Annotated in this window: 16 protein-coding genes and 2 riboswitches; of the genes, 8 read left to right on the top strand and 8 right to left on the bottom strand. The window is 71.9% G+C overall.

Features of this window, described 5'->3' with window-relative positions; all coding sequences use genetic code 11:
• Positions 1 to 34: 34 nt before the first annotated feature.
• Entirely contained in the window at positions 35 to 691 is a 657-nt protein-coding gene (ctaE, locus tag J4557_RS29090; RefSeq protein ID WP_194737671.1) for an aa3-type cytochrome oxidase subunit III, read from the bottom strand.
• Between the two features lie 192 nt (positions 692 to 883).
• Between ctaE and J4557_RS29085 the strand changes: the two genes are divergently transcribed.
• Positions 884 to 1309: a hypothetical protein gene (locus J4557_RS29085; RefSeq protein ID WP_208269936.1), complete on the top strand. Its 426-nt coding sequence runs from the start codon at positions 884 to 886 to the stop codon at positions 1307 to 1309.
• A gap of 106 nt (positions 1310 to 1415) precedes the next feature.
• Positions 1416 to 2462, top strand: a complete 1047-nt coding sequence (gene trpD, locus J4557_RS29080) for an anthranilate phosphoribosyltransferase (RefSeq protein WP_208269935.1) — start codon at positions 1416 to 1418, stop codon at positions 2460 to 2462.
• 211 nt (positions 2463 to 2673) lie between these two features.
• On the opposite strand, the gene J4557_RS29075 is transcribed toward trpD, so the two are convergent.
• The 4 genes from J4557_RS29075 to J4557_RS29060 are packed head-to-tail and all read right to left on the bottom strand — an operon-like array spanning position 2674 to position 6704.
• The gene (locus tag J4557_RS29075) at positions 2674 to 3483 is read right to left on the bottom strand and encodes an ABC transporter permease (protein WP_208269934.1); all 810 of its coding nucleotides are present in this window, start codon (positions 3481 to 3483) and stop codon (positions 2674 to 2676) included.
• On the bottom strand, positions 3483 to 4424 hold the full coding sequence (locus J4557_RS29070) for an ABC transporter permease (RefSeq protein ID WP_243776511.1): 942 nt from the start codon (positions 4422 to 4424) through the stop codon (positions 3483 to 3485). The genes J4557_RS29075 and J4557_RS29070 overlap by 1 nt, the downstream gene beginning before the upstream one ends.
• The gene (locus tag J4557_RS29065) at positions 4403 to 5611 is read right to left on the bottom strand and encodes an ABC transporter substrate-binding protein (protein WP_208269933.1); all 1209 of its coding nucleotides are present in this window, start codon (positions 5609 to 5611) and stop codon (positions 4403 to 4405) included. Before J4557_RS29065 ends, J4557_RS29070 begins: the two co-directional genes overlap by 22 nt.
• A gap of 13 nt (positions 5612 to 5624) precedes the next feature.
• The gene (locus J4557_RS29060; RefSeq protein ID WP_243776510.1) at positions 5625 to 6704 is read right to left on the bottom strand and encodes an ABC transporter ATP-binding protein; all 1080 of its coding nucleotides are present in this window, start codon (positions 6702 to 6704) and stop codon (positions 5625 to 5627) included.
• Positions 6705 to 6782: 78 nt separating this feature from the next.
• Between J4557_RS29060 and J4557_RS29055 the strand changes: the two genes are divergently transcribed.
• Positions 6783 to 7508 carry a FadR/GntR family transcriptional regulator gene (locus J4557_RS29055; protein WP_208269931.1) on the top strand — a complete coding sequence of 242 codons (726 nt, stop codon included), beginning with the start codon at positions 6783 to 6785 and terminating at the stop codon, positions 7506 to 7508.
• A gap of 16 nt (positions 7509 to 7524) precedes the next feature.
• A complete protein-coding gene (locus J4557_RS29050) occupies positions 7525 to 8217 on the top strand; it encodes a cache domain-containing protein (RefSeq protein WP_208269930.1) in 693 nt (230 codons plus the stop codon).
• Positions 8218 to 8234: 17 nt separating this feature from the next.
• Here the strand turns inward: J4557_RS29050 and J4557_RS29045 are convergent, their stop codons facing one another.
• Positions 8235 to 8522 (bottom strand): Lrp/AsnC family transcriptional regulator, encoded by a 288-nt coding sequence (locus tag J4557_RS29045; protein WP_151593712.1) that lies wholly within the window; start codon positions 8520 to 8522, stop codon positions 8235 to 8237.
• Positions 8523 to 8866: 344 nt separating this feature from the next.
• Between J4557_RS29045 and J4557_RS29040 the strand changes: the two genes are divergently transcribed.
• Positions 8867 to 10189, top strand: a complete 1323-nt coding sequence (locus J4557_RS29040) for an RNA-guided endonuclease InsQ/TnpB family protein (RefSeq protein WP_307800271.1) — start codon at positions 8867 to 8869, stop codon at positions 10187 to 10189.
• On the opposite strand, the gene J4557_RS29035 is transcribed toward J4557_RS29040, so the two are convergent.
• Both J4557_RS29035 and J4557_RS29030 read right to left on the bottom strand, forming a co-directional pair.
• Positions 10102 to 10851 carry a rhomboid family intramembrane serine protease gene (locus J4557_RS29035; protein ID WP_208269929.1) on the bottom strand — a complete coding sequence of 250 codons (750 nt, stop codon included), beginning with the start codon at positions 10849 to 10851 and terminating at the stop codon, positions 10102 to 10104. The two genes, J4557_RS29040 and J4557_RS29035, sit on opposite strands and share 88 nt — an antisense overlap.
• 61 nt (positions 10852 to 10912) lie before the next feature.
• Entirely contained in the window at positions 10913 to 12703 is a 1791-nt protein-coding gene (locus tag J4557_RS29030) for a DEDD exonuclease domain-containing protein (protein ID WP_208269928.1), read from the bottom strand.
• A 296-nt stretch (positions 12704 to 12999) separates the two neighbouring features.
• Here J4557_RS29030 and J4557_RS29025 point away from each other — a divergent pair, with 296 nt between their 5' ends.
• The 3 genes from J4557_RS29025 (at position 13000) to J4557_RS51755 (ending at position 17621) form a co-directional block, all read left to right on the top strand.
• A complete protein-coding gene (locus J4557_RS29025) occupies positions 13000 to 14262 on the top strand; it encodes an NYN domain-containing protein (RefSeq protein ID WP_307800270.1) in 1263 nt (420 codons plus the stop codon).
• 195 nt (positions 14263 to 14457) lie between these two features.
• On the top strand, positions 14458 to 15501 hold the full coding sequence (locus J4557_RS29020; protein ID WP_307800269.1) for a C40 family peptidase: 1044 nt from the start codon (positions 14458 to 14460) through the stop codon (positions 15499 to 15501).
• A gap of 505 nt (positions 15502 to 16006) precedes the next feature.
• Positions 16007 to 16206: riboswitch (cyclic di-AMP (ydaO/yuaA leader) on the top strand.
• Between the two features lie 247 nt (positions 16207 to 16453).
• A riboswitch (cyclic di-AMP (ydaO/yuaA leader) is annotated at positions 16454 to 16563 on the top strand.
• A 29-nt stretch (positions 16564 to 16592) separates the two neighbouring features.
• The gene (locus J4557_RS51755) at positions 16593 to 17621 is read left to right on the top strand and encodes a CHAP domain-containing protein (protein ID WP_307800268.1); all 1029 of its coding nucleotides are present in this window, start codon (positions 16593 to 16595) and stop codon (positions 17619 to 17621) included.
• The last annotated feature ends 9 nt before the right edge of the window (positions 17622 to 17630 follow it).

Here is a 17630-nt window from a genome sequence, read left to right as displayed (position 1 = left end):
CCGTTCGGGTCATGTCTGCTGGGTGGTCAGCGGGTCAGTGGTCGAGGAGGTAGACGACCGAGAACAGGCCGATCCACACCACGTCGACGAAGTGCCAGTAATAGGACACGACGATCGCGCTCGTCGCCTGCTCGTGCGTCCATCGCTTCGCGGCGAACGTCCGGCCGAGGACGAACAGGAACGCGACCAGGCCGCCGATGACGTGCAGACCGTGGAACCCGGTGGCCAGGTAGAAGACCGAGCCGTAGGCCGACGAGGAGAACGTGAGGCCGTCCTTGGTGACCAGGCTGTAGTACTCGAAGGCCTGTCCCGCCACGAAGTAGAGGCCCATCAGGAAGGACAGGACGTACCACTCGCGCAGGCCCCACCGGGCGACGTTCAGCAGGCCGCCGTCGCGGCCGACCTTGCCGGCCTCGGCCTTGAACACGCCCCACTGGCAGGTCACCGACGACAGCACCAGCACGGTCGTGTTGGCCGTCGACAGCGGCAGGTTCAGCGGTGCGCCCGGCCAGGCGTCGTGCCCGGACTGGCCGATCGTCACAGAGCGGATCGTGAAGAACATCGCGAACAGCGCCGCGAAGAACATCAGCTCGGACGACAGCCAAACGATCGTCCCCACGCTGACCAGATTGGGACGGTTCGCCCGTGCGTGAGGTGTTGTCTCTATCGCGGATGCTGTCACGGGCAGCATTATTGCGCCCCTATCCCGTGAGTGACGCATGACCCCCCTCCTAGAGTTCCCGGACGTGTCCTCCGGACTCCGGCACGGTGCCGCGGGGCCCCGGCGATCTTTGCCCGCACCAGGACTTCCGGTGGCCGGCGCGGCGGGGAAACATGACCTGGATCTCGTGCGCGCGGGGGCGAACGGGTAGCCTTCCGTGTCATGAGCACCACCGCCCCGGAGAGCCCGATGAAGGTTCTCGTCTACAGCGACGACGCGAACACCCGTGCACAGATCCGGATGGCGATCGGGCGACGCCCCGCCGCCGACCTCCCGCAGGTGGAGTTCATCGAGCGCGCGACCCAGCCCGCCGTGGTGGCGCGGCTCGACGAGGGCGGCGTCGACGTCCTGATCGTGGACGGCGAGGCTCAGCCCGCGGGCGGTCTCGGCGTCTGCCGGCAGGCCAAGGACGAGGTGTACGACTGCCCGCCGGTGCTGGCGATCATCGGCCGGCGCGACGACGGCTGGCTGGCGACCTGGTCGCGCGCCGACGCCGTGGTGAGCCTGCCGCTGGACCCGATGGCGCTGGCGAAGGAGCTCGCCGGCCTCATGCGCTGGCGTCTCGAGAACCGCCTTCCGGCCCTGTAAAGACCGTTTCGCCGGGGAGGCTCTGGGCGCCGCCCCGGTCCGCACCCCGGCCGGGTCGGGACGAGCCCGGCGCGCTCCCTCCGGACCCACCGCACCTGGGGGATAGATGGACGCCCGCACGACCTGGCCCGCACTGCTCAACGCCCTGCTCGACGGCGAATCGCTGACCAGCGAGGAGACCGCCTGGGCGATGAACACGATCATGGCCGGGGAGGCCACCGACGCGCAGATCGCGGGGTTCGCGGTCGCGATGCGCGCCAAGGGCGAGACCGTCGCCGAGGTGTCCGGCCTCGCCGACGGCATGATGGACAACGCCACGCCGGTGGTCGTGCCGGGCCGCATCGCGGACCTGGTCGGCACCGGCGGCGACCGCGCCCACACGGTGAACATCTCCACGATGGCGGCGGTGGTGGCGGCGGCGTCCGGTGTCCGGGTCGTCAAGCACGGCAACCGGGCCGCGTCGTCGTCCTGCGGCGCCGCGGACCTGCTGGAGCACCTCGGCGTCGCGATCGACCTGTCCCCGGAGGCGACGGCGGCGGTCGTCGCGGAGACCGGCATCACCTTCTGCTTCGCGCCGCGCTTCCACCCGGCGCTGCGGTACGCCTCGCGCACCCGCAGCGAGCTGGGCACGCCGACGGTGTTCAACTTCCTCGGCCCGTTGACCAACCCGGCGCGGCCGGGGGCGCAGGCGGTCGGGGTGTTCCATCCGCGGATGGCGGGCGTGATCGCGGGCGTGTTCGCCGCGCGGGGCTGCTCGTCGCTGGTGTTCCGCGGCGACGACGGCCTGGACGAGCTGACCACCACGGGCACCTCGACGGTGTGGGTGGTGCGCGACGGGACGGCGACGCAGACGACCTTCGACCCGTCCGCGCTCGGCATCCCCCCGGCGCGCCCGGAGGACCTGCGCGGCGCCGACGCGTCCTTCAACGCCCGGGTGGCGCGGGAGACGTTCGCCGGCCGGCAGGGGCCCGTCCGCGACATGGTCCTGCTGAACGCCGCCGCGCTCATCACCGCCTACGAGGGCGCCCCGTCCGCCGACGAGCTCACCCCGACGCTGGCCGCCGCCCGCGACCGCGCCGCCGAGGCCGTCGACTCCGGCGCCGCCGCCACCCTCCTCGACCGCTGGATCGAAGTCTCCCAAGCCCACCGTTGACCCCAGGGGGACGGCCCAAGCCCCGGCAGGTGGAACCTCAACCCCGGCAGGTGGAACCTCAGCCACCTTACGGGCGGGCACGCGGAGCGAGCGCCAGCGAGCGCAGCGGGCCTGCCCGACGACCGACAGGCTGTTTCCCGCGGAGCGCTAGCGGAGCGGGAAACAGCCTGTCGGTCGTGACGGGGGTTCCAGGGGGTCGCCCCCTGGAAGATCACGCCACGCCGCGGGCGCCGCTGGAGAGGCGCTGGGCCAGGTAGATCGGGATGATCGACAGGACGATCAGGGCCGCGGCGAGGACGTTGACGACCGGGGCCTGGTTGGGCCGGAACAGGTTGTCGAAGATCCAGATGGGCAGGGTCTGGGAGCCGGGGCCCGCGGTGAACGTGGTCACGATGATCTCGTCGAAGGACAGCGCGAAGGACAGCAGCCCGCCGGCGAGCAGCGCCGAGCGCAGGTTCGGCAGCGTCACGTACCGGAACGTCTGGAAGGTGTCGGCGCCGAGGTCGGCTGACGCCTCCTCCAGGCTGGTGCCGGTGCGGCGCAGCCGGGCCAGCACGTTGTTGTAGATGGTGACGACGCAGAACGTGGCGTGCCCGACGATCACGGTGAACAGGCCGAGGCCGATGCCGAGCGGCTCCAGGACGACCTGGAAGGCGTTGCTGAGGGCGATGCCGGTGACGATGCCGGGCAGCGCGATCGGCAGCACCACGACCAGCGAGACGGCCTCGCGGCCGAAGAAGCGGTACCGGGCGACGGCGAACGCGGCCATGGTGCCGAGGACCATGGCGGCGGCGGTGGCGCCGACGCCGGCCTTCACGCTCGTCCAGACGGCCTGGCGGGCGCCCGGGTTGTCGAGGGCGTGCGCCCACCAGCGTCCCGTGAGGTCCGTCGGCGGCCAGCCGAACGTCCTGTCGGCGTTGACGGAGTTGATCAGCACGACGAGCAGCGGCACGTAGACGACCGCGAGCCCGAGGATCATCACGAGGCGCAGGACCGTCCGCGCGGCGGGCGAGAGGGTCATCACAGCTCCCTGAGGGCGCCGGTGCGGCGGGCCGCGGCGAGGTAGACCAGCATGACCACGACGGGGATCGTGGCGACGGCCGCGGCGAACGGCAGGTTGTTGGCGGCGCCGATGTTGTCGTAGACGACGTTGCCGAGCAGCTGGCTCCGGCCGCCGACGATCTTGACGGTGATGTAGTCGCCGAGCGACAGCGAGAAGGTGAAGATCGACCCGGCGACCAGGGACGGGAACACCATCGGCAGCATGACCGAGCGGAAGGTGCGCCACGGGCGGGCGCCGAGGTCGCCGGAGGCGTCCAGCAGCGAGTCCGGCAGCCGCTCCAGGCCGGTGTAGACGGGCAGGATCATGTAGGGCAGCCACAGGTAGGCCAGCACGATGATCGTGGCGGTGAGGCCGTACCCGGGCCCGGAGAGCCCGAACGGCTTGAGCACCTCGTCGATCAGGCCGCCCTGCGACAGCATCACCCGCCACGCGTACGCCTTGACGAGGTAGGCCGCCCACAGCGGCGCCAGGATCGCGATGACGAGGTACGGCCGGTACCGGGCCTTGGCCACCTTCGCCATGTACAGCGCCATGGGGAACCCGATCGCGGTGTCGATGGCGGTGACGGCCGCCGCGACGCCGAGGCTGCGCAGCGCGATCGTCCGGTAGACGGGCTCGTTCCACAGGTCCTGGAAGTTGGTCAGGGTGAACTGCCGGACGACCGCGCCCGTGAAGGTGTCGGTCGACCAGAACGCGGTGACGAAGATCGCGGCGAGCGCGCCGAGGTAGGCGACCACCAGCCAGGCCAGCGGCGCCGACAGCAGCAGCGACAGCCGCAGCGCCGGCCGGCGGTGCAGCAGCGCCGCCGCCCGGCGCCGGGGACCCGGCGCCGGGCGGGCGGACGCCTCGCCGGCGGTGGACGCCGCCGGGGACGCGGTCATCCCTTGATCGCCGTCCATGCCTGCGTCCACTTGGAGTAGTCGACGCACTTGACGTCCTTGCGGCCGTCCAGGCACTGGGCGATCGGCGTCGTCCAGAAGTGCACCTTGGAGAAGTAGGTCTCGTCGGTGGCGTGGAAGGTGTCGCAGAACGTCTTGTCCGAGGTCTCCCGGCAGGCCTTGGCGTTCGCCGGGGCCTCACCGAACCACTCGGCGACCTGCGCGTTCGCCTTCGGGGACACGATGTAGTTCATCCACTGGTAGGCGCAGTTCGGGTGCTTGGCCTTCGCCGCGACCATCCAGGTGTCCGACCAGCCGGTCGAGCCCTCCTTCGGCACGATCGCCTTCACCGGCGCCTTCGCCGCCTCCACGTAGTTCGTGATGACCTGCCAGGTCGTGCCGAGCACGGTGTCGCCGCTCTTGAACGACTGGACCGCCTTGGTGTAGTCGGACCAGTACTCGCCGATGACGCCCCGCTGCTGCTTCAGCAGCGCGACGGACGCGTCGAACTGCTTCTGGTCGAGCGCGTACGGGTCCTTGATGCCGAGCTCCGGACGGGTCGACATCAGGTAGAGCGCCGCGTCCGCGATGTAGATCGGCGAGTCGTAGGCGGTGACCTTGCCCTTGTACGGGGAGTCGGCGTCGAACACCGCACCCCACGAATCGGGCGCCTGCTTCACCTTGTCGGTGCGCCACATCAGCAGGTTGGCGCCGCGGCCGTGCGGGATGCCGTAGGGCACGCCGTTCACCGAGTTCCACGGCTTGTTCTTCAGCCCGGCGAAGATGTCGGCGTAGTTCGGCACGAGCGCCGTGTTGACCGGCGCGACGCTTCCGGACGCGATGAGCCGCAGCGACGCGTCGCCGGACGCCGAGACCGTGTCGTACTGGCCGGTCTTCATCAGCGCGACCATCTCGTCCGACGTGCCGGCGATCTTGGTGTTGACCTTGCAGCCGGTCTGCTTCTCGAACGGGTGGACCCAGTCGACCGTCTTCTCGTTGGAGCCGTCCTCGGCGTACCCGGCCCAGGCGACCAGGTTGACCTGGCCCTCGCCCTGGCCGAGCGACTTCTGCATCGGGACCTTCGGCACCGTGAAGCCGCCCTGCCCGGCCCCGGACGCCTTGTCTCCCGAGTCGCCGCCGCACCCGGCGGCGGCCAGTCCGATCGCCAGCGCCGCCGCGGCGGCGAGCGCCATGCGCGTGGACCACATGAGGAACTCCTCTTTAGTTGGGGGTTTTCGCGGGGGTTTCAGTGCTCGGTGCGGCGCCGGCGACCCGGAACTCGTGCGCCGCGTGCCAGCCGACCCGGACGCGGGCGCCGCGATGGCGGGTGGCCTCCGCCGGGGACGCCGCGAGGTTCTGCCGGAGCGCGACGACCCGGTCGCCGGACTCCAGGTCCACCACGAACCTCGTGACGGCGCCCGCGTAGACGACCTCGGCGATCGTGCCCTCGGCGTGCCGGTCCCCCGCCGGCCCGCCCGTCCCGCCGTCCGGCGCCGCGGCCTCGCCGTCACCGGGGGCGTCGCCGCCGTCCAGGACGCGCACGCGCAGCTTCTCCGGCCGCACGCAGACGTCCCCGATCCGGTTGGTCGTGCCGACGAAGCCGGCGACGAACTCGGTCGCCGGGTGCTCGTACACCTCGGCGGGCGTGCCGACCTGCTGGACGCGGCCGCCGTCGAGGACCGCGATGCGGTCGCTGAGGGTCAGCGCCTCCTCCTGGTCGTGCGTGACGAACACGAACGTGATGCCGGCGCGGCGCTGGATCGTCTTCAGCTCGACCTGCATCTCCTCGCGCAGCTTCAGGTCGAGGGCGCCGAGCGGCTCGTCCAGCAGCAGGACCTTCGGCTCGTTGACCAGCGCGCGCGCCAGCGCGACCCGCTGGCGCTGCCCGCCCGACAGCTCACCGGGCCGGCGCGCCTCGAACCCGTCGAGCCGGACGCTGCGCAGCGCCTCCAGCGCCCGCTCGCGGCGCTCGGCCTTCGGCACCCGCCGCACCTTCAGCCCGTACTCGACGTTGCGGAGCACGTCCAGGTGCGGGAACAGCGCGTAGTCCTGGAAGACGGTGTTGACGTCGCGGTCGAACGGGGCGAGGCCGGTGACGTCGCGGCCGGCCAGCTCGACGGTCCCGGACGTCGGGCGCTCGAAGCCCGCGATGAGCCGCAGCACGGTGGTCTTGCCGGATCCGGACGGACCGAGCATCGAGAAGAACTCGCCGTCCCCGATGTCGAGGTCGACGCCCGCCACCGCCTCGACGGCACCGAAGGTCTTGCGCAGATCGCGGATCCTCACCGCTGTAGCCGGCATGAACGAAAACATATGGAGTCATAAGTTTTAGTTCAAGTGACGATCCGGTATCACTGAGTCAACGGGGAGAGGGGGCCCATGGACGGTGCGGAGGGCGCACGCCTCGTCGTGTTCGCCCCGGTCGACAACACCGCCCGGGTCGACGCCGTGGTGCGGCGGATCGGCGACGCCATCGCGCTCGGCCTCCTCGACGACGGGGAGCAGCTGCCCAGCGAGACCGAACTCGCCGGACATCTCGGGATATCGACGGTAACTCTACGCGAAGCACTGATGGCCTTGCGTCAGCAGGGGCTCATCGAGACCCGGCGCGGCCGCGGCGGCGGCAGCTTCGTGCGCGCCCCCGCCCGGCCCTTCGACCTCGACGAGCGGCTCCGCCCGCTGTCCGCCGAGGAGCTGCGCGACCTCGGCGACCACTACGCCGCCATCGCCGGCGCCGCCGCCCGGCTGGCCGCCCGCCGCTCCCTGCCCGGCGACGTCGACCGGCTGCGCCGCTCCCTCGCCGAGATGACCCGCCCGGACGCCGCGCCCCGGATGTGCCGGCTGGACGGCCGGCTGCACCTGGAGATCGCCGCCGCGTCCCAGTCCGTCCGGCTCACCCGCGAGGAGATCCGGCTGCAGGCCGACATCGGGCCCCTCATCTGGGCCGTCCACGACGAGCCGGGCGCCCGCCGCGCCGTCCGCGCGCAGCACGCCCGGATCGTCGACGCCGTCGAGCGCGGCGACGAGGACCGGGCCCGCGATGTCGCTGAAAGTCACGTCGCGAATGCGATAGAACGTCTGATTGACCGACGGCTCACCCTCTGACCCGAGGTGGACCCCCATGCCCCCCGAGCCACCGTCCGCCGGTGCGGCGGCGGACCGCGTGCACGCGACCCTCGACGCCGTCTTCGGCACGGTCGCCGAGATCCGCGACGCCTCGGCGCGGCTGCTGCGGGAGGTGCGCGACGCCGGCCGCGTCCCGGCCCGCGCCGACCTCGCCGCCCTGCGCCCCCTGCTGCTCCCCCGGCTCGGCCCCCTGGTGTGCGGCCTCGGCTTCATCGCCGCGCCCCGGCTGCTCGCCGACGCCGCCTGGTACCTGGAGTGGTGGCAGGCCGGCCCCACCGGCCCGTCCCAGCTGCTGCGCGACCTGAACCCCGAGAGCAGCGCCCTGTACGACTACACCGCCTGGGACTGGTTCACCGGACCGGAGGGCGGCGCCGAGAAGACCGTCTGCGGCCCCTACGTCGACTACCTGTGCAGCGACGAGTACGTCCTCACGCTGTCGGCTCCGGTCCGCGTGGACGGGGAGTTCGCCGGCGTCGCCGCGGCGGACGTGTTCGCCCGCACGTTCGAGCACGAGGTCGTCCCGGTGCTGCGCGAGATCCCCGCGCCCGCCTTCGTGGTCAACGCCCCGGGCCGCGTGATGGCGTCCAACACCGCCACGTGGCCTCCCGGCGCCGTCTACCGCGGCCGCCCCGGCCACACCGCCCACCCCTGCGGCGACCTCTCCCTGAGCCTGATCACCGCCGCGTAGGCCGCCCGGGCGCCCGGTTAGTCGGCGTCGGGCAGGCCCAGGGCGAAGGCGGCGTCGAGGTCGTGCTTGGAATAGGTGCGGAACGCGATGTGGGTCTCGGTTCCGAGGACGCCGGGGACCTTGTTGACCCGGCCGGGGATCACGTCGTTGAGCTCGTCGTGGCGGCGGACGCGGACCATCGCCATCAGATCGTGCTCGCCGGTGACCGAGTAGACCTCGCTGACCCCGTCCAGCGCGGCGATCGTCTCGGCCACCTCGTGGATGCGCGCGACGTCGGCCTTGACGAACACGATCGCTGTGACCACTGGGCCCCTCCCCTGGGTTCGGACGCCCCCGGAGTCTACCTTCGATCTTGCCCAGGATCCCGATCGGACCAGCGGTGATGCCAGTGACAGCCGCCCCGCAGGTAGCAGTGCACATGTGACTGGGCGCACGCGAGCATCCTCGCCGTAGCGCTTCGGTTCGGCCTCGAAGTCCGCGCAAGCCCCCCGCACGATCTCTTCGCAGCGCGCCTGCATGGCCTCGGACAGCGAGTCCTGCCGATACGTCGCAACGAAACGGAAATGGACTTAAAGAAAGTAGGCGACATAGCAACCAATACGTGTGCCGGGATTCGAATTCACGTGTGGCGCGTGACCAAATCTGTACAATGGTCACCGTGCAGCTCAGGTATAGGTTCCGCCTGTACCCGAGCGGGCCTCAGCGCGCTGCCCTGGCCCGCGCGTTCGGGTGTGCGCGAGTGGTCTTCAACGACGCCCTACGTGCCCGTGAGGCCGCCCGCGCGGCCGGGCTGCCGTTCATCACCTCGGGCGAACTGTCCAGGCAGCTCACCACGGCCAAGAAGACGCCAGAGCGAGCATGGCTCACCGAAGTCTCCTCCGTAATCTTGCAGCAGTCCCTATGGGATCTGGATGCCGCATACCGGAACTTCTTCGATGGCCTGAAGGGCAAGCACTCGAAGACCGGGCCGCCTCGCTTCAAGTCCAAGCGGGACACCCGGCAGGCGATCCGATTCACCGCGAACGCTGGATGGAGAATCACCTCATGTGAAAAACTCCGACTTCCCAAGGTCGGCGACATTCCCGTGAAGTGGTCGCGCAGGTTGCCGTCCCCGCCCTCCACGGTGACGATCATCAAGGACTCAGCCAACAGGTACTTCGCATCCTTCGTCGTGGAGACCGGCCCCGAGGAGACGCTGCCCGCCAGCACGTCCGAGATCGGCGTTGACCTCGGCCTAGGCCATTTCGCCGTCCTCTCCGACGGGACCAAGATCGACAACCCGCGCTTCCTTCGCCGGGCCGAGAAGCGGCTCAAGAAGGACCAGCGCTCCCTGTCCCGCAAGTCCAGAGGCAGCAAGAACAGAGACAAGGCCAGGCGTCGCGTCGCCCGGGCACATGCCCGCGTGGCGGACGCAAGGCGTGAGTTTCACCACCAGCTCTCCACCAAGCTGATCCGCGAGAACCAAGCCATCGCGGTGGAAGACCTGGCGGTCAAGGGGCTTGCTCGCACAAGCCTGGGCAAGTCGGTTCACGATGCGGGATGGTCGGCATTCGTGGGCATGCTGGAATACAAGGCCGCCCGATACGGCAGGACGTTCCACCGGATCGACCGGTTCGAGCCCACCAGCCAGATGTGCGCTGTGTGCGGCGTCAAGGACGGCCCCAAGCCCCTGCATATCCGCGCATGGACGTGTGGGATGTGCGGCTCCGTCCTCGACAGAGACGGCAACGCGGCGGTCAACATCGCGAAGGCGGCCGGACTGGCCGTGACAGCCTGTGGAGCGCAGGTAAGACCGGGCCCCCCGGCGCAGCGCGGCGAAGCAGGAACCCATCCGAAGCCGTGCCACGGCAGGCGGGAATCGCCCTCTGAGGGCGAGGATGTCAATCAGGTCCGGCTGAGGGCCGCGATGCGGCGGGTGCGGCCCGCGCGGCGGGCCAGCAGCGCGAACAGCACGCCGGCGGAGAAGCCGTAGATGTGCGCCGTGTACGCGACGCTGCTCTCCTTGTCGCCCAGCGACAGCCACTGCAGGATGAACCAGTACCCGAGCAGCACCCAGACGGGCAGCCGCAGGACGATGATCGGCGGCACGTAGCTGACGACCCGGCCGCGCGGGTTGAGGATCACGTAGGCGCCCATCACCCCGGCGATCGCGCCGGACGCGCCGATGAGCGGGACCGTGGAGTCGGGCGAGGTCCAGGCGAAGCCGTAGACGGCGACGAGCCCGAACGCGAGGTAGCTGAGCAGGAAGCGCCATCGTCCGAGGCGGTCCTCGACGCCCATGCCGACGACGAACAGGAAGACCAGGTTGCCGAGCAGGTGCATCGCGCCGGAGTGCAGGAACATCGAGGTGAACGCCGACGTCCACGGGGCCTTGTGGTAGTCGGCGGGCCCGCACTGGCCGGTGACGTCGGCCGGCAGCGGCTGCTGGTCGCCGGTGGTCAACTCCTTGGGCACGGCGCCGTACTCGTAGGTGAACTCGGCGGCCTTGCACTCGCGGACGGCGCCCTTGCCGTACCAGGTGGCGAAGTTGGACATCGGGGTCATGAGGAACACCACGACGTTCACCGCGATCAGCAGGTACGTCACCCACGGGACGCGCCGGGCGGGCTGGCTGTCGTAGAGAGGCAGGGCCATGCGGGGTCGTCCTCTCCGGGCGCGGGGTGTCCACCGTCACCTTAGTGGGCGGCCCGGCCCGTCAGCGCCTTCCCTGGCGGGCTTCGGGGTCGTGGCTCGCGTAGGCGTTGTCGATCCACGTCCGCAGGCCCTCGGCGCCGTGCGCCGGGCACGTCCAGGCGCCGTCCAGCTCGACGAGCCGGACGCCCGGCAGGTCGAGCCAGCGCAGCACGCACTCCATCTCCTCGGCGGTGGCGCCGGACGACGGCGGCGCGCCGAGCGCCACGCCGCCGGGGGCGCCGCCGGCGGGCGGGAAGACGGTCTCGGCGGTGGCGATGAGGGCGTCGACGTAGGGGCGGGGGTGGGCGCGGGGCGGGACGGTCCCCGCCGCGGCGAGCCGCCCGTACCGGACGACGGACAGCTCCCAGCCGCCGTCGAAGCCCGGCCGGGCGGCGACCAGTTCGGGGAGCCGGGCGAGCGCGGTGAGCCGCTGGCCGCGGGCGGCGGCGCGGACGAACGCGGCGAGCCGGTCGCGCTGCGCGCCGGCCTCCTCGTAGCGCAGCTCGGACGCGAGCCGGTCGATGCGGACCTGCGCGGCGGCCACGACGGGCCGCACGTCCCCCTCCATGATCGCGCGGGCGGTCTCGGCGTGCACGGCGTAGGCGTCGGGCGACTCGCGTCCGTCGCAGGGCGCGCCGCAGCGGCCGAGGTCGGCGAGCGCGCAGGTGCGGGCGCGGCCGCGCTCGATGAGCCGGACGGTGAGCCGCTGGGTGCACTGGCGCAGCGGGACGGCCTCGTGCAGCGCGGCGCGGGCCTCCTCGGCCTGCCGCCGGGACGAGATGGGGCCGAGGTAGCGGGCGCCGTCGTCGCGGCACTCCCGGACGATCGACAGCCGCGGGAACGGCTCGGCGGTCAGCTTCAGCCAGATGGCGCGCTCGGGGAACTTGGAGCGCCGGTTGTAGCGGGGCTTGTGCTCGGCGATGAGCCGCAGCTCGCGGACCTCGGCCTCCAGGCCGGTGGCGCAGACGATGGTGCGGACGCGCTCGGCGAGGCCGACCATCTCGCGGACGCGCCAGCGGGTCTCCGAGCCGGTGAAGTAGCTGCGCACGCGGGACCGCAGGTCGCCGCTCTTGCCGACGTAGAGGATCTCTCCGGCGGCGTCCTCGAACAGGTAGACGCCGGGCGTGCTCGGCACGTCGTCGGCGAGGTGGCGCTTGCGGCGCTGCTCGGGGGTGGGCGCCTTGGCGAAGCCGCGCAGTTCCTCCAGGGAGGTGACGCCGAAGGAGCCGAGCCGCTCGATGAGGCCGTGCAGGACCTCGACGGTGGCGCGGGCGTCGGCGAGGGCGCGGTGCGTCGGCTCGGTGCGGGTGCGGAAGAACCGGGCGAGGGTGCCGAGCTTGCAGTTGGGCACCTCGTCCTTGCCGAGGACGCGGCGCGCGAGGTCGACGGTGTCGACGACGGGGAAGGCGGGCCAGGCGTACCCCTGGGCGGCGCAGGCGGCCTTGAGGAAGCCGATGTCGAACGGGGCGTTGTGCGCGACGAGCACGCAGCCGCGGGCGAACTCCAGGAACGCGGGGAGCACCGCGTCCATCCGGGGGGCGGCGGTGACCATCGCCGTGGTGATACCGGTCAGCGCGGTGATGAACGGCGGGATCGGGCCGCCGGGGTCGACGAGCGTGCCGAGCTCGCCGAGCTCCACGCCGCCACGCACCTTGACCGCGCCGATCTCGGTGATGGCCGAGTCGGCCGCCGAGCCGCCCGTGGTCTCCAGGTCGACCACGACGAAGGTGACCTCCGCCAGGGGGGTGCCGAGGTCGTCCAGGGTGCCTTGGACAGCCCGGAACTGCCCCCGGACCTCGTGCGCAGCCGTCATGCCCGCGACCGTAGAGGACGCCACCGACAGAAGGCCGGGCCGCTAGGGTTGGGGGCGCGCCGGCACGTCCCGCCGGGCGGGGGCCGCGAGGGACGACCAGGGGGAGCCCGGCGCGTTCCGTCCGATGCCACGTTCGTGCTGGTTAGGGTGCGTGGTGCTCGGGAAGAGACAGCCCACCGGCGGCGCAGCCCGGAAGGAGCGGGATCATCGACAGCGGCCCCGAAGCGAGCCCCGGCGGCCCGGAGCCCGGACGGCGACTGGCAGGGCCGCTGCCGGAGGCCGTCCGGCTGAGCGTGGTGGAGGCCGCCGCGGAGCTGATCGGCGCGCTGCCGGCCGACGAGGTGCCGGTGCCGCTGCGCCGGTTCGCGCGGTTCGAGCGGCGCAAGCGGGCCAAGCTGGCCGGGCAGCACATCGCCGCGGTGCTGGAGAAGGATCCGGACTTCCGGGGCCGGGTGGCGGAGCCGCTGCGAGAGGCGCAGCCGGAGCTGGTCGAGGCGGTCGAGGGCGGCCGCGTGCCGCCGGCGGCGGACCCGGTGCGGGTCGCGGTGGTGGCCTACCTGCTGCGCCCGGACGGCTGGACGGAGCTGGTCGAGGCGGCGCGCGCGGAGCTGGAGCGGTCGGCGACGGCGTCGGAGGAGGAGGCCGCCGAGCGGCGCGTCGCGGCGCTGAAGGAGGAGCTGGCCTCGGCCCGGGCGGCGCGCGCGTCCGAGGTCGACAAGCTGCGCGCGGAGCTGCGCGACACCAAGGCGGAGGTCTCCGAGCTGCGCCGCAAGCTGCACGACGCGCGGACGCGGTACCGGGCGGCGCAGGAGCGGGCCGAGACGCTCGCGGCGGAGACGGACCGGGAGATGGCGGCGGCGCGGGAGATGTCCGCGGCGGCCGACAAGGAGCTGCGCCGGCTGCGGTCGCGGGCGGCTCAGGCGGAGGCCGCGGCGGAGGCGGCCAAGCGGGCGGCCCGGGAGGGCCGCAACATCGACGACATGCGGCTGCGGTTGCTGCTGGACGCGCTGGTGGACGCGGCGCAGGGGGTGCGGCGGGAGCTGGCCCTGCCGTCGACGATCGCGCGGCCGGCGGACGCGGTGGGCGCGCTGGAGCCGGACCGGCTGGCGCACCGGGCGCTGCCGGGGCGCGCGCTGTCGGACAGCGACCCCCAGCTGCTGGACCGGCTGCTGACGCTGCCGCAGGTGCATCTGGTGGTGGACGGCTACAACGTGACGAAGACGGGCTACGGGGAGCTGCCTCTGTCGGACCAGCGGACCCGGCTGCTGTCGGGGCTCGGCGGGCTCGCGGCGCAGACGCGCGCCGAGGTGACGTGCGTGTTCGACGGCGCGGAGCTGGACGCGCCGGTGGCGATCTCCGCGCCGCGCGGGGTGCGGGTGCTGTTCAGCCGGCCGGGGCAGACGGCCGACGAGCTGATCGGCGAGCTGGTGCGGGCGGAGCCGGACGGCCGGGCGGTGGTGGTGGTCTCCTCCGACCGGGAGGTGGCGGACGCGGCGCGGCGCGCGAACGCGCGGCCCTGCCCGTCCACCCTGCTGCTGCGGAGGCTGGGCCGGTCGTGAGCCCAGCAGGATACCGACATTTAGTGAGATTCTCCCCAATTTGCCGCCTTGATCGTGCGCTCTGTGATCTTGCCGACACGGAATGTGCGCAAATAGGGTTGAAGTCAATCAGATAGTGACGAATTAGTTGTGACGGTTGTGGCCCCTCGCTAATGTCGTCCGCTGACGTAGTGGACGAGAGGGGCGAATCGGACCGTGACCAACGATCTCATCGGGGAACCAGCGCGCTCGCGCAACCGGAGAGCCGGCTCGACGGGGATAGGGGTCACCCGCCGCCTGGCGGTCACCGCGTGCTTGGCGGCGACCGCGTCTTTCGCGTTCCCGACCGTGGTGGCGCACGCCAAGCCGAAGCCCACGCACGCGCAGGCGCAGAAGAAGCTCGACCAGCTCAACGAGGAGATGGACAAGAAGGTCGAGCAGTACAACCAGAACACCGAGAAGCTGAAGATCGCCCAGAAGAAGCTGGCCGCCGCCAAGAAGGCGTCGGCGGAGGAGCAGGCCTCCTTCGACAAGCAGCGCTCGGCGATCGCCCAGATGGCCGCGGACGCCTACAAGAACGGCGACTCCACGGACGTCACCGGCTTCGTCGGCAGCGGCGACCCGCAGTCCGTCCTGGACCAGGCGGCGGTCTTCACCCAGCTTTCCGAGCAGCGCAGCTCCCAGCTCACCCAGTTCCTGGCGACGGCGCAGCGGCTGCGCCGCGAGCAGGCCCAGGCGCAGAGCGCCTACAACGACGTCAAGACCAAGCACGACGAGCTCGCCAAGGCCAAGAAGGACCTCGACAAGAAGGTCCGGGAGGCGAAGAAGCTGGTCCAGCAGACCGGCGGAAGCACCTCCGGCGGCGGTTCGGGCGGCGGCGTCGGCGGCACCTACAACGGCCCGGCCAGCGGGTCGGCGAAGAAGGCGCTCGACTTCGCCTACGCCCAGCTCGGCAAGCCGTACTCCTACGGCGCGACCGGTCCGGGCTCCTACGACTGCTCCGGGCTGACGATGCGGGCCTGGGAGGCCGCGGGCGTCAACATCACCCGGACCACCAACTCCCAGTGGGCGGCCGTCAAGCACGTCTCCCAGAGCGACCTGCAGCCCGGTGACCTGGTGTTCTTCAGCGGGCTCTCGCACGTCGGCATGTACGTCGGCGGCGGGAAGTTCATCCACGCCCCGCACACCGGCGACGTCGTGAAGATCAGCTCTCTGTCGGGCTACTACACGTCGAACTGGTACGGCGCGGGACGCCCCTGACGATCATGTGAAACGGGCCCCGCACGGGCCCGTTCACTCCCTCCAACGGCAACGGACCAGGGCTGACCTGGTCCGTTGTTGATTTTGGGGGGGTTTGCCTTCTGTTGGGGCTTTGGTACCTTGTCACCACCCAGGCGCCCTCCAGACGCACTGGTCACGCGGCGCCCTCCAGACGCCGCGGCCCCACGCGGCGCACCATCACGGTGGCCGCGGACCGGGCGGCGCGCCCCACGCGCCGTCCCCCAGGGCGGCACGATCCACGCGTCGCCCCGCGGCACCGGGAGAGCGTGCCGCACCGGTCTCCTCCGAGACCCGGCCGGCCCGGCCCACCGTGCGCACGCCGACAGCGTGCATGGCGCTGAGAGCGCGCCACGCTGGTCCACACAGGGCTCCGGCCCCGGGCGGTCCCCCGGACAAGGGGCCGCCGCCATCACAACATCAGCGCCGCTCTTTCGCACGCGGGACAAAGGGTCCCGCGCACGGGCCCCATGACGCCCACAGGATCGCAGCGGCAGCGCCGAATCCGCGCCGTGCGGCGCGGAACCGGGGACCCACCTTCGCCGGAGTCCGGAGCATTTCCGGACGGATATTCCGGTACCGGGGTGAATCGGTGAGCTTTTCCGGCATGACCGGCAAGAGTCGCCGTAGGGCCACTTCCACGCCCGAACCCGACAGCTAACCCGGTAGGCGTCTGGAAGAAGGAGTGAACACTGTCCACCTACCCTCAGCAGAACGCCCCGCCGCGGCCGGATGACGGGCCCGAACGGGCCTCCTAGCCGAACGGCACCAATCTCTCCGGGCGCGGTCGTCCGCCGAGCGCACGGCCGCGCCCGCCCCCTTTCTTTCCGCCTCTCCGCGGGCGCGACAAAAGCGCCCCCTCCCGAGAGGCCCCCCATACCGAACCGGCGTGCCCGCCCCCGGGCGCGCCACCGCCGAGTCCGTCCCGTGCCCGCGAGGCCGGTGACGGAGCCGGGGACCCACCCATGTCCCCTCGGGGTGAATCGGCCTGCCCGCAGGCCGTAGGGCGGCTTCCACGCCCGAACCCGTCAGCTAACCCGGTAGGCGGCCATGGAAGCCAAGGAGATCCCCCCGTGGCAGGCAAGCACCGCAAGGCAAGCCCCACCAGCGACACGACTCCCATCACCCCCGTCAGAAGGACCCCCGGGCACCACGCGGCCCGCGCGAGGAAGGCGGGCCCCGCGGCCAAGGCCGGCTTCGCGGCCGACACCGCCCCGCCGACCAGGGTCATCACCGCCCAGGTCCTGTCCGAGACACCCGCCCCCAAGGCGGCGCCGGGCGCCGGCGGCGAGACGGCCCCCGCGGCGTCCGCGGGCGGCCGGCACCGCAGGAGCGGGCGCACCGTCGCCTGGCGCACCACCGGCGGCGTGCTCATCGGCGCCGCCGTCCTCGGCACCGCCGTGGCCACCGCGCAGGCGTCGGTCCTGCCGTTCGGCGGGCCGGAGCCCGCCAAGCCGGCCGCCGCCGCAGACCTGGCCATCGCGCGCGCACCGCAGAAGCACGCGTCCCAGAGCCGGACGCCCCAGGCCCAGGCGCCCACCAAGGCGGCGCCCCGTCGCGGCACGGCGAGCGCACCGAAGGCCGCCGCCCCGAAGGAACGTTCCAAGAAGTCCCGTCCCACCGCCGAGGCCGCCATCGAGCTCGCCCGCTCCCAGGTCGGCACGACCCCCGACGACAGCGGCGACACCAAGTTCGGCGACTGGTACGAGGGCACCGAGCGCGCCCAGGAGACCGTCGCCCGCGACGGCGGGTCCGTGCAGGAGTACAGCGACGCCGAGTGGTGCGACATGTTCATCTCCTGGGTCGGCGACAAGCTCGGCTTCACCGACCAGATCGGCAGCGACGCCTGGACCGTCGCGCACGCCCAGTGGTTCCAGGACAACGGCCGCTGGGGCGACACGCCCAAGCCCGGCGCGATCGTCTTCTTCTCCTGGAGCGGCGGCAAGTCCGCCGACGACATCCAGCACGTGGGGATGGTCATCAAGGACGACGGCGACGGGACGATCCAGACCGTCGAGGGCAACACCGGGAACTCCGTCCAGGTCAAGGAGCGTTCGACCGACAGCGTGGTCGGCTACGGCTACCCCGACTACGCCTCGTGACGCAGGACG

It is taken from the genome of Actinomadura nitritigenes, from assembly GCF_017573545.1.
In the GTDB taxonomy this organism is placed as follows: Bacteria; Actinomycetota; Actinomycetes; order Streptosporangiales; family Streptosporangiaceae; genus Spirillospora; species Spirillospora nitritigenes.
This window is presented reverse-complemented; position numbering and strand designations above follow the sequence as displayed.